Annotated in this window: 11 protein-coding genes; 6 read left to right on the top strand and 5 right to left on the bottom strand. The window is 67.4% G+C overall.

The annotated features are described in order from the left end of the window. The first annotated feature begins 31 nt into the window (after positions 1-31). Positions 32-622, top strand: a complete 591-nt coding sequence (gene rplQ, locus B4F19_RS09105) for a 50S ribosomal protein L17 (protein WP_292734350.1) — start codon at positions 32-34, stop codon at positions 620-622. A gap of 129 nt (positions 623-751) precedes the next feature. Continuing rightward, on the top strand, positions 752-1831 hold the full coding sequence (locus B4F19_RS09100) for a GNAT family N-acetyltransferase (RefSeq protein WP_292734347.1): 1080 nt from the start codon (positions 752-754) through the stop codon (positions 1829-1831). Between the two features lie 153 nt (positions 1832-1984). Here B4F19_RS09100 and B4F19_RS09095 read toward each other — a convergent pair whose 3' ends face one another. Beyond that, positions 1985-3970, bottom strand: coding sequence for an acyltransferase family protein (locus B4F19_RS09095; RefSeq protein ID WP_292734345.1), 1986 nt, complete (start codon positions 3968-3970; stop codon positions 1985-1987). Between the two features lie 99 nt (positions 3971-4069). Here B4F19_RS09095 and B4F19_RS09090 point away from each other — a divergent pair, with 99 nt between their 5' ends. Continuing rightward, the gene (locus tag B4F19_RS09090) at positions 4070-4921 is read left to right on the top strand and encodes a tRNA pseudouridine synthase A (RefSeq protein ID WP_292734342.1); all 852 of its coding nucleotides are present in this window, start codon (positions 4070-4072) and stop codon (positions 4919-4921) included. 78 nt (positions 4922-4999) lie between these two features. After that, positions 5000-5656 (top strand): hypothetical protein, encoded by a 657-nt coding sequence (locus B4F19_RS09085; RefSeq protein WP_228177298.1) that lies wholly within the window; start codon positions 5000-5002, stop codon positions 5654-5656. Positions 5657-5785: 129 nt separating this feature from the next. Here the strand turns inward: B4F19_RS09085 and B4F19_RS09080 are convergent, their stop codons facing one another. Continuing rightward, the gene (locus B4F19_RS09080) at positions 5786-6943 is read right to left on the bottom strand and encodes a hypothetical protein (RefSeq protein WP_292734340.1); all 1158 of its coding nucleotides are present in this window, start codon (positions 6941-6943) and stop codon (positions 5786-5788) included. Beyond that, a complete protein-coding gene (locus B4F19_RS09075; RefSeq protein ID WP_292726321.1) occupies positions 6943-8577 on the bottom strand; it encodes a sensor histidine kinase in 1635 nt (544 codons plus the stop codon). The genes B4F19_RS09080 and B4F19_RS09075 overlap by 1 nt, the downstream gene beginning before the upstream one ends. A 153-nt stretch (positions 8578-8730) precedes the next feature. Between B4F19_RS09075 and B4F19_RS09070 the strand changes: the two genes are divergently transcribed. Further along, positions 8731-9504, top strand: coding sequence for a fructose 1,6-bisphosphatase (locus B4F19_RS09070; protein WP_228177295.1), 774 nt, complete (start codon positions 8731-8733; stop codon positions 9502-9504). Between the two features lie 17 nt (positions 9505-9521). Here B4F19_RS09070 and B4F19_RS09065 read toward each other — a convergent pair whose 3' ends face one another. Next, positions 9522-10619 carry a hypothetical protein gene (locus B4F19_RS09065; RefSeq protein ID WP_228177294.1) on the bottom strand — a complete coding sequence of 366 codons (1098 nt, stop codon included), beginning with the start codon at positions 10617-10619 and terminating at the stop codon, positions 9522-9524. Between the two features lie 161 nt (positions 10620-10780). Between B4F19_RS09065 and B4F19_RS09060 the strand changes: the two genes are divergently transcribed. After that, entirely contained in the window at positions 10781-12394 is a 1614-nt protein-coding gene (locus B4F19_RS09060; protein ID WP_292734338.1) for a glycosyltransferase, read from the top strand. Between the two features lie 27 nt (positions 12395-12421). On the opposite strand, the gene B4F19_RS09055 is transcribed toward B4F19_RS09060, so the two are convergent. Continuing rightward, positions 12422-13588 carry a response regulator transcription factor gene (locus tag B4F19_RS09055; RefSeq protein ID WP_292734335.1) on the bottom strand — a complete coding sequence of 389 codons (1167 nt, stop codon included), beginning with the start codon at positions 13586-13588 and terminating at the stop codon, positions 12422-12424. Between the last annotated feature and the right edge of the window lie 120 nt (positions 13589-13708).

Below are 13708 nucleotides of genomic sequence, written 5' to 3'. Positions count from 1 at the left end.
ATCCTGACCGACTTTCCCTGGAGTAACTGACATGCCCAAGCCCACCAAGGGTCCCCGCCTCGGAGGCGGCCCCGCCCACGAACGCCTGCTGCTCGCGAACCTCGCCGCGGCGCTGTTCACGCACAAGTCGATCAAGACGACCGAGACGAAGGCCAAGCGCCTGCGTCCCCTCGCCGAGCGCCTGATCACCTTCGCCAAGCGCGGAGACCTGCACGCCCGTCGCCGGGTGCTCTCGGTCATCGGTGACAAGGAAGTCGTGCACATCCTGTTCGCCGAGATCGCGCCGCTGGTCGCCGAGCGTGAGGGCGGCTACACCCGCATCACGAAGGTTGGCAACCGCAAGGGTGACAACGCCCCGATGGCGGTCATCGAGCTCGTGCTTGAGCCGGTGAACCCGAAGCCGAAGTCGGCGAAGAAGGCTGCTCCGGCCGCCGCTGCGCCGGCCGCGGAGGAGGCTCCCGCCGAGGAGACGCCCGCCGAGGCTCTGGCGCCCGAGGTCGAGGAAGAGTCCACCGACGAGGCAGCTGCGGCAGGCGCCGAATCGCCCGAGGAGGGCGAAGCCGCTGAGGCCGCCGCCGAGGATGCCGTTGTCGACGCTCCCGCCGAGGACGACGCCAAGTAATACCCGGGTCCCAGACCCGCCGAACCCACACCTTCGCGCGCGAACCCACAAGGTTTCTCGCGCGGATCGTGTGGGTTCGGCGTTTTCGTGTGGGTTCGGCGCTTTGGCGGCGGCGCGTAGGGTGGGACGGTGAACGAGAGCACCGCCCCTGCACCGATCCCTGAGAACGCCACGCCGAGTGATGCGCGGCCGCTGTCAGAGCGTGTCGGAGCGCCCGAGACCGTCGATGAGATCCAGCATCCGGATGTCGCCACCTGGCGCCCCGCGACCCGGGCGGACCTCGACGAGATGGTGGCGCTCGTAGACTCTTGCGACAGGGTCGATCATCCGACGTGGTTGACGCCGCGCGAGGATGTCGAGGAGATCTTCGAGCTCTCACATATCGATCCGGAGCTTCACACGAGACTCGGCTTCGCCGCCGACGGCGAACTTGTCGCCATGGCAGGCATCCTGGTGCATCCGTCGCAGGACAAGCATGTGTACGTCTATTGCACCGGCATGGTGCACCCGCGGTGGCGCCGCCGCGGTATCGGCACGCAGGTGCTGCGCTGGGAGTACGAGACCGCCCAGACCGAGCTAGCACGGACGGATGCCCGGCTTCCAGGTGCGATCTTCCTTCACGCGTACGAGCACGACGCTGAGGCTCGCGCGCTGGGTGCGCGGCGCGGGATGCCCGAGGAGCGGTGGTTTACGACGATGCTTCGCGACCTCAGCGACCCGATCCCCGAGGTGCCGCTGGATGCCGGATCCCCGGCCCTGCGGATCGAGACCTTCGGCCCGCAGTGGCGGGATGCGACCCGTGTGGCGCGCAATGATGCCTTCCGTGACCACTGGGGGAGCCTGGAGACGCCGCCGGAGCGATGGGAACGGTTCGTCAGCGGTTCGCAGTTCCGCGACGACCTTTCGCGCGTCGTGGTGGACGGCGACCGCGTGGTAGCGATGGCTTTGGCTACCGTGAACGAGGACGACTGGGAGGTGCAGGGCTATACATCGGCCTACGTCGCGCTGATCGGTGTCGTTCGCGACTATCGCGGCAGGCGGCTCGCCCCGGCGGTGATCACGGCCCTGCTCACGGCGGCACGGGATGCCGGACTTGAGAAGGTCAACCTTGACGTCGACACCGAGAGCCCGACCGGAGCGAACAGTCTCTACGGGCGGCTGGGGTTCGAGGCCACGGACCGCGAGGTCGCCATGGTCGCGAGGTTCTGAACGGCGCCCGTTCCCTTGGCGTGACCCAGCTAGCGTCCGGCTAGACCGCTGAACCCACACGTTCCTGCGCGAGCCCACAGGATTCGTCGCGCGGAAGCTGTGGGATCAGCGCTAATCGCGTGGGTTCGGCCGAAGAGGACAAGCGCAGTGGGGCTACTGGGCGATCCGCGCCTCCTCGCGGGTGGCCTCACGGTAGGCCCGGGTCTCGATGAGGTACGCGTCGATCGCGCGTTGGTTCTCGGACTGGCGGATCGCAGCGAGCACGGTGTCGGCGTAGATCTGGCCGCCCGAAGTGCCGGGGTGGATGCGGTCGCCGGCGAGGTAGTCCACGTGGGGGTCGATGGCGCTCGCCCAATCGGCGATTACGGTGCCCGGATGGGCGGCGGCAAACGCGGTGATGTCGCTGTTGACCCCGGGGATCCAGTCGCGGGGCGCGTAAGCGTTCACGAGCACAAGGGTCCTGTCGGGCCCGGCGGTTGCAGCGATCCGCTCGTAGGCATCCCGGCTGATCGGACCGTTCGTGCCGAGAGCGACGACCACGTAGCGGCCGAGCTGCCCTGCGGCGGCGAATTGGTCGACGATGCCGGGGCCCGCCCATGAGGACCGCGAGACTGCGGCATCCACCCGGATGCCGGGAAGCGTCTCGTACAGCGAGGGTGCGGCAGCGAGCATGACCGAGTCGCCGACGGCGGTGACCTCGCCGCCCGAGATCGGCGTCGGTGACGGCGCGGGCGGCCGGACGGCTCCATCGGCGAGGGCGCCAGCCGGTGCCGGCTCATCGGGTTGCGGTTGATCATCTGCCGACGGCGTCGGGCTGGCGGATGCCGCATCAACGGCTGCCTGCCCTTCGGCGACGACTGCTTCGCCGGATGACACGCTCGCACCGGTGGTGGCTGCCGCTACCGTCCCGAACACCAGGGCAGTTGTGGCAAGGCTCCCGACGACGGTGCCCCACAGCGCCCCGGCATCGACGCCGACCCGTGCGCGTGCCGCGCGCCAGGTGCCACGGAAACCGAGGCGCCGCACCGGTGTCTCAAGGAATCGGTAGGAAGCCTCCGCGATGACGACGGTGAGCGCCAGCGTCACAAGGCCGACCCATACCGGTACTCCCGCTTCCGGTGCGGTGCCCTGCACGGCGGCGACCAGCAGGACCAGGAGGGGCCAGTGCCACAGGTACAGGCCGTAGGAGCGTTCACCGATCCACCGCAGCGGACGCGCATCCAGGGCCGGGCCGAGGCCGGCGTGCGGCCAGACGGCAGCGACGATCGCGATACCCGTCAGGGCGCTCGCGGCGGCGATGGTCAGCGGAAAGGTTCTGACGGAGTCGGTGGGTGCGAGCAGGGACAGCCCGACGAGGCCGATCACAGCGGCCGCGCCGAGGATCGTGGCGCCGCGACGGACCGTCGTACGCTGCATCCAGAGCGTGGGCGCCGCCAGGGCGCGGTGGAGGACGAAGGCGAGTGCGACACCGAGGAGGATGCCGAACGCGTGCGAGTCGGTGCCGTAGTACGCGCGGCTGACGTTACCCGTCGCCGACACGATGTCGCCCATCCATACGGCGGATGCTGCAGCCAGTGCGCCCGCCGCAGCAACCCGCGCCCAGGTGCGCGGCAGCAGCAGGATCAGGGGGAGCGCGAGCGGCCACAGCACGTAGAACTGCTCTTCGATGCCGAGTGACCAGAGGTTGCGGAAGAGCTCCGGGCTGGTGGCGCCGAAGTATCCCTCGCCGATGAAGATCGCGATCCAGTTGTAGCTGAAGGTGAGGGCACCGGCGATCTGAGCGCCCAACCGGACGAGAACATCACCGCCGACGACCCAGGCTGCGCTCGAGCACACGAGCAGCAGCAGGACCAGCGCAGGCAGGAGGCGTCTGGCTCGCCGACGCCAGAACCCGACGAGGCTGATCCGGCCGGTCGCGTCGCGCTCACGAAGCAGCAGGGTCGTGATCAGGAACCCACTGATCACGAAGAAGACGTCCACGCCGATGAACCCGCCGACGAACCACCACTGTGGGAACAGGTGGAAGACGACCACGAGGATGACAGCGAGCGCGCGGAGGCCATCCAGGCCAGGAAGCCTGGGGCCTGAGGTGGCGCCGTGGATGGCACCGTGGCGGTCGGTGTGGAGGGGGCTGGACAACGGCGGCTCGGTCGGGCGATGCGGGTTCGGGTACCCAAGTCTACGTCCGGGCGGCGCGAGTTCCCTGGGGCTGCGCCGGGTGCTGATTAGGCTGAAGACGTGCGCATCCGGCTCGACATTTCCTACGACGGTTCGCACTTTCGCGGGTGGGCGCGGCAGCCGCATCAACGGACGGTGCAGGGAACGATCGAGGGTGCGATTTCTCGCGTGCTGGGGGGAGATCCGAGGCTGGTCGTGGCGGGTCGAACTGACGCCGGAGTGCACGCGAGCGGCCAGGTTGCTCACTTGGATCTCGACGACGGACAGGCCGCACGGCTCGCTTCTTCGCGCCGGCGCACGGAGGATGACGACGGCGTAGCAGCTCTCGCCCGTCGCATCCGGGGTGTGCTCGGCGCCTACGCCGATGCCGCGGTGACCCGCACCTCGATCGCACCGGACGGCTTCGATGCGCGGTTCTCGGCGGTATGGCGTCGCTACGAGTATCGCGTTGCTGACGATTCGGTTCCCTACGATCCGCTGGAACGTCACCGCACCACCGTGGTGCGCGGTGAGCTCGATGTCGCCGCGATGGATGCCGCAGCCGGCGCCCTGCGGGGACTCCACGACTTCGCTGCGTACTGCAAGCCGCGGGAAGAGGCCACGACGATCCGCACACTGCTCGATTTCGGGTGGGTGCGCGAGGCATCCGGCGTGCTGGTTGCCACGGTTCGGGCTGACGCGTTCTGCCACAGCATGGTGCGCGCCCTGGTGGGCGGGTGCGTCGCGGTCGGTCAGGGGCGACTCGGCGTTGACGACCTCGTGCGTATCCGCGACGAGCTGGATCGAGTGCCCGAGGTCAAGGTGCTCGCCGCCCGCGGGTTGACCCTCACCGAAGTCGGATACCCCGCCGATGATCTGCTCGCCCACCGGGCGTCGCAGACCCGCGCACGACGGGACCTCGACGCGGACTGAGGGGCGCAACGCCGCGGATGCGTAGACTGATCCCACCCCCGCGCGGGGGGTGATTCATGATCCCGAGGGGGGATGGAGATGAAGGCCGTTGGTCGCAGCGACGCGAGCGTCGGCATCCGTGGTCGTTCGGCGAGAGCTCTCGCGAGGGCGGGTGTGATCGCCGGTTTGGTCGTCCTGCCGATCGCGCTCGCCGGATGTGGCCCCGCTCCGTGGAACAACTGGGGTTACGAGACCTCGAGTCCGACGCCGACCTCCACCCGGCAGACCGTCGCCCCGCCGGTGAAGAACGATCTGTCCAGCGGCGCAACGCAGCGAGACCTCCAGGCCGGGGCCGTGAAGGCAACCGTCGACTACTGGTCGACGCTGTCGATGGACAAGTGGACAGCCGACGCGCTCAAGCCGATCAGCCTGTCACTGATCACGACGATTGAGCCCAACGACGGCCAAAAGGTCTACCTGCAGCGGGCGACGATGGTCGCGGTGCCCCAGAGCGACACGGGAGACCTTGCACCCCTGGATCCGCAGGTGGATGCTGCGAGCGTCAACCCCGGCTATCTCGTGCTCTCGCCCTACAGCTACTCACAGAACTTCACCGTCGGTCCGGTGCCGTCGAACGCGATCTCGGTGACAGTCCAGTTCACGTACGACTTCCTCGTGCAGACGACCCCGACCTCGAACGAATACGCGAAGCAGACGGCATCCGACACGCTCACCATCGCGATCGCGCAGCAGTAGCGCTTCCGATCCGCGAACCCACACGTTCGCGCGCGACCCCACACGCTTCGGCGTGCCAGACGTGTGGGCTCGGCGCGGAAGGTGTGGGTTCGGCGGGATGGGTGTCGGGTAGGGCAGTAGCGTTTCTGGTCAGGCGGTGACGCGCTCCCAGCGGTCGCCACCCTGCGCCCGGGCCGTAGCCGCGGCCTCGGCCGTGGTGGCAAGCAGAGCGTCCAGGTCGAATCCTGCCGTCGCGACGCTTGCCCAGCCGATGCTGGCTGAGGTGGTCACGGTGATGGGGGCCGCGGGGTCACGCACGGCGATTCGCCTCAGCACATCCCGTACGAGGTCCCGGATGACTGCCTCGGGACGCGAGATCAGCACGATGACTGCGCTGTCGGGGGCGATCGCGATGTCGGCATCCGTCGGGAAGACGGCAGTGACGCGCGCCTGGATGTCGCGAAGGAGCCGACCGAAGATCGCCGGGCCTCCCGCCTCTTGCAGGTCTTCGGCGTCGTCGAGTTCGATGCGCAGGAGCGACCACGTGTCGGCATCCCGCGCTGCCGCACGTTCGAGACGCTCGCGGGCCGTCCCGACGAACCGACCCCAGTCGCCCTGTGGCGCGCTCGACTCGATCGCTCGCGACCCCGGGGTGACCAACGGCACCAGCGACACGAGGGCGCACACCATGTAGACGAGCATCCCGATGGAGTTGAAGATGCGTGTCGAGGCGAAAGCTTCAGCCGTCGAAAGCGGGGTGAAGAGGGCACCGATGAGCACCGTGACGCCAGCGAGCGCGTAGCCCGCCGAGGCGACGACGATGGGCCACAGCAGACGCTCGGACCGTTCCGGGATGCGCCGCCACTCGAGGAGGAACAGCACCCCGAAGATGCCGGACACGAAGAACATGACACGGTAGGCCAGTCCGAACCAGGCCGACTCACCCGGCGCGAGGAGCGCGAGGATCGACGCGGCGGCGACGAGAGCGCTGATCCACGCGTAGGTGCGCACTTTGCGGTGGGCGCGCAGTCCCGACCACAGCAGCGCCGGGGCACCCAACAACAGACCCATCGACCCTCGTCGCAACTCCTCGGATTCGGCCGCGGTCGCGGCGAGGTAGCCGTAGCAGGCCACCATGATTCCCATGAACGTCAGCGACCACAGGAGGGTGGACCGGCGGGGCCTTGCGAGAAAGGCCAGCCCCACGAACAGGATCGTGCCGAGGGTCGCGATGGTCGCGTGGGCGATGCCGATGTTCGCGCCGTCGAGGTCGGGCCAGGGCAACTCACCAGGTGCGGAAAAGATCATCACGACTCCGGAGTGACGGAACGGGGAAGGCGGAGAGTCACTGTCGTGCCGTGACCGAGTTCGCTGGTCACCGTGAGGGTGCCGCCGTGGGCGGTCACGATCTCGCGCGCGATACCGAGCCCGAGACCGGTGCCGGGTGCCTGTTCCTGGGCGCGGGTGCTGCGAAACAGCGGGTCGAACACGTGCTCCAGGTCCTCGGACGCGATGCCGATACCGGTGTCGGTGACCACGATCACGGCGGTGTCGCCATCCAGGGACGCCGAGACCCGCACGGATCCGCCTGCCGGCGTGTACTTGACGGCGTTGCTGACGATGTTGTCGAGGACCTGCCGGAGGCGGAACACGTCGCCATCCATCCGCAGGTGCGCGGGAAGATCGGTTTCGAGCGTCACGCGCTGTTCGCGCGCCGACGCAGCGAAAGCTTCGCTGACGGCGGCGAGCATCGGGACGAGGTCGAAGGAGCGGCGGTCTTGGGTGGGGGTGAACCCGCTGCGTGAGCGTTGCAGCATCGTCGAGGCGATACCCAGCATCCGTTCGCTGGCCGAGAGGATGGTCTCGAGGTGCTCCCGAATCTTCGGAGTCAGCTCGTCCTCTTCTTCGAGTGCGAGGTCGGCGTGGCCGATGATGACGGTGAGCGGGTGCCGCAGCTCGTGGGAGGCCACCGCGGCGATACGTTCGCGTTCGCGCTCGGCCTCGGTGACGGCGGTGATGTCGTGGGCCACGAGCATCGTCGACGCGGAGTCGTCGGCTGACGAGGTCAGCGGCATGGTGGTCACGGAGAGGGCATGCCAGGTGCCCTCGGCGTCGAAGAGCCAGACACGGGCATCCTCGAAGATCTCGCCGCGCTGCGCACGCGCGAAGGTTCGCTCGGATGCCGGAATCGCCGTCCCCTGCAGGGACGCGTACTCGACCGATGTGGGGGGAGAACTCGGGTCGTTGAGGTTCGTGCCGTAGAGGCGGTCGTAGGTGGTGTTGGCAGCGAGCAGAGACCCGTCACGGGCGAAGCGGAGGATGCCGACATCCACGCCGTTGATCAGCTCGATCGTGCTGCGCTCGGCGTTCGAGACCCGGTCGAGCGTCGTCTCGAGACGCCGCGTCTGGCCGAGGAGCAAGCGCTTGAACGCGCGCGTCTGGCGCATCGTGATGCTCGCGGTAACCCCCAGGAACGTCACGCCCAGGAGCACAGTGAACAATTCCACGGCGCCGGGGGGCTCGGCCGAGGTCGCCGCCTCAATCAGAAGAGAACCGGCGATGGTTGCGACAGCAGCACCGAGTGCCCAGCGCGAGAAGTGCAGGCCGATCCACATGATGGGGAAGACCCAGAAGAAGCCGAGCGGCAGGATCGAGGATGCCGCCATGAAACCGACGGCGACGATGTCGGCGAAGGGGATGACCAGCGGCAGCCACCGGGGCATCCGCGCCCAGGGGGTTACGAGAGTCACGGCGGTGGCCAGGATGACGATCGCCACACCGGTGAGCATGAGCCACGACGTGAACAGCTCCGGCTCGTAACCGAGCGACACGACCGAGATGATGATGATCGAGACGCCCAGGGAGAGCTGCGTGAGCCAAATAGACCTCACTCGCACTGTCGCGCCGTCGACGTCGCGGAATTGCGCGTCTCTTGCGCTCACCTTGTGCTCCCCCTTAGACAGCGTTGAGTTCAGGCCTTTGTTCGTATCGTATACTTCCAGCGCATCCGGCTTGTGGAACCCGCCATGAGCCCGAGAAAACCGCGGAAAATCAGCCCTCGCTGCCCTGCACGTCGGCCCGCTCAAGGAGAAACCATGGCCACCGCCCCGCAATCGTCGCGCGTCGTGCGCCGCGTCGTGCTCGGTGCCGCCGCACTGGCTTTGGGCGCCTCGTCCTTGACCGGATGCCAGCAGATCGCCGAGGCCTTCAATTCGATCCAGGGCGAAGCGCCGGGCACAGCATCGACGGCGACGCCGGTGCCGCAGCCGGTCTCGACAATGGCGACGATGGACTTCGACTCGCTGTTCTCGTACGACGGGTCTGTCTCGCTCACGACGGATGTCGCGTCCGATCTGGAAGTCGTTCTCGATGTGTGGGCTGCCGACCCGAAGCGCACGCGCGAGTGGACGCCGAACAATGAGAAGGTGTTCGGGTTCGCGATCAACGCGTATGACCGTCGCGTCGATGACAAGGCGGTGTTGACACAGAAGCGCCGCGTCTACATTTCGTCGATTTCGATCACGTCGCAGACCGCGCAGACCTCGGGGATGGTGCAGCAGCCGTTCCAGTTCGCCGCCGACCCGCGCACGCTGGTGCCGCCGGACACGCTGCGCTCTGACCGCGGCCTGCTGCTCAACAGCTATCAGGGTGGTCTGCTCGTACCCGAGACGACGATCTTCATGCTTCCGGCCGATACGTACGGCATCACGCTGCAGTTCTCGTTCGGCATCTACGTCGAGGGCACCGCCAACGACGACGCCTCGTTCGCGCAACAGACGATTTATCAGTACCTGCCGATCGCGATCTACAACGATCAGGGCACGCTGAACATCGTGTCCAACGAGCCGACCACCGCGCCGCAGGGCTGAGCGGGAGCCGGACCGAGTCAGCTGACGACGCCGCCTGCCGGCCGGGTCTTGAGATCACTCGTGGCGGTCGGGGCGGCATCGGGCCAGACCGCGGCGAGTTCTGCCTCGGAATGCAGCGTGTAGCGCGTTATGCGGATCTCGATCGCTTCGCGGTAGTCGAGGTTCGGCACGGCGTGGGCGGTTGCCGCCTTCACGACGCTCTCCAGGTTCTCGATCCGCTGGTCTCCGGGAAGTGCGACGACATGGCGGCCGACGCGGCCGCGATGTGCGGCGTCGGGAAGGAGCTCGTGAAGAGACATCGCCGCAGCGCGATCCACGGCTGTTGCTGCGGGGCCACCGAAGGCGGCGCGGATGAGACTGAGGTCGGGGACCTCGACGTCGTAGACGGTCACCGCGCCGTGGGAGGCGATGTCTGAGCGCAGCGCATTGATGAGGTGCTCGATCTGCCGTGCTCGAGTCTCCAGCGCGCGGTCGCTCCACCACACCGCCACGCAGAGGGTTACCACGAGCAGGATGCTGAGAACTGATGCCGTCAGGGGTGAGAACACCGTTTGAAACGCGGGGGAGTCCTCGCCGACGGCGAAGAACATGAACGTGCGGATCGCCGAATACACGGCGTAGACGGCGAAGATGACACCGATCAGTCGGAAGGCTGCGATGTCGCGCGCCGGCGGGCGGAAAGCCTCGATCGCGACCCCTCCGCATCCGACGGCCACCAGGATCAGCCGCAACACGAAGCCGTCGGTCGGGCCCCCGATGACGGCGGTCACTGTCGCGCTCGCGATGAAGGTGGCCGCGACCGCCACCGACACCACCCAGCCGGGGGTGATCGAGGTGTCTCGCAGTTGTCGCATCCCCGCCCAGAAGTAGGCGGGTCCGCCGACGAGCGCCGCGTTCGCCGCCCCGATGATGATCGGCATCGGCTGATCCGGCACCAGTGCGGATGTGATGCCGGCGACGACTCCGCTCAGGGCTGCGGCGGCAGCGAAGCGCAGAAAGTACCGACGGGCAGCGCGCCCACCATTGGGGAGAGGCTTGCCGGGCAACTGGATGAGGGCCGGTGCGGCGATCACGAAAGCGATCGCCAGGACGGCAGACAACTCCAGTACACTCATTCTGCGCTTCTGTTTCTCGGGGCCTCGGGTATTCACCGGAGGCTTTCTTGAGGAAAACCTGAGGTGATGCTCTTCGACAACAGACCGGATGCTTGAGCCGAGTGTAGCAGTGTGGTAACAGCACTTCGGTTGGCGCGCGGATTGAGGGAAGGAGCGTGCTGATGTCCCACTGGGAAGCCCCGTACGTTCCTCCGTACCCGCAGCAGAATCAGCCCGCGATCGGGCAGTATCCCGGTACGGCTTACGCGGGTCAGCAGTATCCGGGTCAGCAGTACCCGGGGCCGCAGTACGCCGATCCCGCATACGGCCAGCAGCCATACGCTCAGCCCTCGTACGGCGACCCCCGGTTCCCGAACGCGCAGGTCGAGACCTCGCACGCGGAGTTCACTGACGAGTTCGAGTCGGTGCTGGAGCGCATCTCGGTGCACCGGTCCACCATCGGATGCGTCATCCCCTGCTACAACGAGGAAGAGTCGATCGCGGGGGTGCTCGAGGGTCTGCTGCACCAGACGCGCGTGCCCGACGTCATCCACGTCGTCGTCAACAACACCACTGACGCCACAGTTGCTATCGCTTCGCAGTACGCCGGCCCGCACCAGGTGGTGACAGACCTCGGCGAGCAGTTCACCGAGGTGTTCATCCACGACATCGGCAAGAACCCCGACAAGAAGGTCGGTGCGCTGAACTACGGCTACGCCCTTGTCGAGGGCTACGACTACCTGCTCGGTGTCGACGGTGACACCATCGCTGACGAACGGGCGGTGGAGTACCTCGAGACCGAGGCCGTCGGTGACTCGCGGATCGGTGGGATCTCGGCGATCTACACGATCGATGACCGCCCCATCAAAGGCCTGATCGGCAAGTTCTTGATCGCCGGTCAGCGCACGCAGTTCGCGGCGTTCAACCTGCAGAATCTGCTGCGCGGACGCAACATGGCAGTGCTCGGCGGCCAGTTCTCGATCTTCTCGACGGCGGCACTGCGCGATGTGATGCGCGCCAACCACCAGAGCACGCCATGGGTGAAAGACAGCGAGGTGGAGGACTCCCTGCTGTCGCTGCAGATCAAGAGCGCCGGCTACCTCACCAAGATCAGCCCGTACGCACGGGCGAGCGTGGGCGGCATGACGACCCTCAAGGGGTACGACGCGCAGCAGGTGAAGTGGACCTACGGCGCGATCGAGCTCATGTGGCCCGGCCAGCGCGGCGACACCAAGGGGCAGCCCTTCCACCCGAACCTGCGCCTCCGGTGGTTCGAGAACTTCGGCATGCTCACGAACCTGTTCGTGCGTGTCGCGTTCTTGACGCTCCTGGCAGCATCGCTCTCGATCAACGCGTTCGTCTTCTCGCCCTGGTGGCTCATTCCGCCGCTGGTGGCGACGCTGCTGAACCTGCGTGTGGCCCTGACGATGAAGTACGTGAACCAGCGAGACATCCTGTTCTCGGCACTCGTGTTCCCGGCGGAGATCTTCATGTGGATCCGGATCGGCCACTTCCTGCGGTCGTGGTCGTCGTTCCTCTCGCGCAAGAAGGTCGACAACTGGGCTGCTCAGGCGAAGGCCGAGCGCGGTGGCGGTGTGTCGCTCGGGCACTGGGTGCCCATGATTCTGCTCGTGATCACGGCGATCGCGATGGCCTTCATCTGGTCACTGCTTGACCCCGTGGTGCAGTCGTCGATCCTGTGGGTCGGCTGGCCGATCGTCGGTGTAGTCACCGTCATCCAGACCCTGCTCATGGCGTTCAAGCTGTTCCGCCGCCAGTACGGCTACAAGGTCTGACGGGCTCGCGCGCGAGCCCGGGCCGGGTTACTGGCCCGGCGGCGGCGCGACGTTCTCGGCTGTCATGCGGTAGCCGACGCCGCGCACGGTCTCGACGTAGCGCGGGTTGTTCGGATCGTCGCCGAGCTTTCGGCGCAGATTCGTCATATGCGCTTCGATGGCGCGCTTGTCGGCATCCCCGACGAAGTACGACGTCACGTATGACTCGCCGCGCAGCACGAGCGTCAGGTCGGCCTTGCTTCGCACCCGGCGCTTGGATTCCATGAGCGTCGCCAGCAGCTCGAACTCCGTGCGTGTGAGTTCGACCTCGCGGTTGCCGACCAGCACGATCCGCGAGTCCGGGTCAAGCACGAGGTCACGGTGGACCAGAGTGTGGGGTCCGAGGTGGTGACCACCGGGACCTGGGACCGGGGCGTTCGGTGGTGTGCGTGCCACCAACTGAGATCCGGGAGGCTGCTGGTTGCCGCCGGCTCCCGGCGGGTCGACCGGAGCCTGCGGCGTCGGCGGATAGTACGGCTGTGCGCCTCCGGGCTGCGGATAACCGGGGTGCTGAGCGGGGTAGCCGGGCTGGGGTGGGGCCTGGGTCGGCTGTTGCCCTGCCGGGTAGGGAGCCTGTGCCGGATGCTGGCCCGGGGCCTGGGCGGGGTCGCCGGGCGTGACGGCTCCGGTCGCATCGATAGTGGCGAACGGTTGCTGCGCTGCCGGCGGCACGGCGCTGGGCGCAGCGGGCTGGGTAACGATGGCGGGTCGCGCGCCCGGGAACGAGGGCCCCGAGGGTGCCTGCGCGGGCGGCTGGGCTGCAGTCGGTGTCTGGCGCGGGCGGCGCAACAGCGCTTCGATCCGTGCCCGCAGTTCCCGCGGGCGGAACGGCTTGACGATGTACTCGTCGGCGCCGGCTCCTAAACCCAGGACGACGTCAGCCTCGTCTTCGAGGCCCGTGAGCATGATGATGTAGGTGTCGCTCTGGGCGCGGATGCGGCGGGCTGCCTCGAACCCGTCGATACCGGGCATGTTCACATCGAGGGTCGTGATCAGTGGCTGGTAGGAGAGGACGGCACGGACACCGTCGATGCCATTGCCCACCGAGACCGTCGAGAACCCGGCCGCCTCGAGTGTTTCGGCGAGGATATGCCGGATCTGCGGATCATCCTCGACGATGACGGCGGTCTTGCTCACCCCCGCGTCAGTGCTCATGCTCGATTGTCTCTTTCGCGTCGGGCTGGGTCGAGTATCCGAGCCGCGTAATCCCAGGCATGCGCGGCCGACCCTCTTGATCGTACACAGGCGGGCAGACCGGGGGCGCGGTCATCCTTC

This window comes from Microbacterium sp. UBA1097, from assembly GCF_002313585.1.
Lineage (GTDB): Bacteria > Actinomycetota > Actinomycetes > Actinomycetales > Microbacteriaceae > Microbacterium.
This window is presented reverse-complemented; position numbering and strand designations above follow the sequence as displayed.

What these genes read in the sequence shown, in the direction of transcription:
- B4F19_RS09080 (WP_292734340.1), bottom strand. Translation starts at nt 6,943, where the DNA reads ATGATCTTTTCCGCACCTGGTGAGTTGCCCTGGCCCGACCTCGACGGC.
- B4F19_RS09060 (WP_292734338.1), top strand. Translation starts at nt 10,781, where the DNA reads ATGTCCCACTGGGAAGCCCCGTACGTTCCTCCGTACCCGCAGCAGAAT.
- B4F19_RS09085 (WP_228177298.1), top strand. Translation starts at nt 5,000, where the DNA reads ATGAAGGCCGTTGGTCGCAGCGACGCGAGCGTCGGCATCCGTGGTCGT.
- B4F19_RS09070 (WP_228177295.1), top strand. Translation starts at nt 8,731, where the DNA reads ATGGCCACCGCCCCGCAATCGTCGCGCGTCGTGCGCCGCGTCGTGCTC.
- rplQ (WP_292734350.1), top strand. Translation starts at nt 32, where the DNA reads ATGCCCAAGCCCACCAAGGGTCCCCGCCTCGGAGGCGGCCCCGCCCAC.
- B4F19_RS09055 (WP_292734335.1), bottom strand. Translation starts at nt 13,588, where the DNA reads ATGAGCACTGACGCGGGGGTGAGCAAGACCGCCGTCATCGTCGAGGAT.
- B4F19_RS09065 (WP_228177294.1), bottom strand. Translation starts at nt 10,619, where the DNA reads ATGAGTGTACTGGAGTTGTCTGCCGTCCTGGCGATCGCTTTCGTGATC.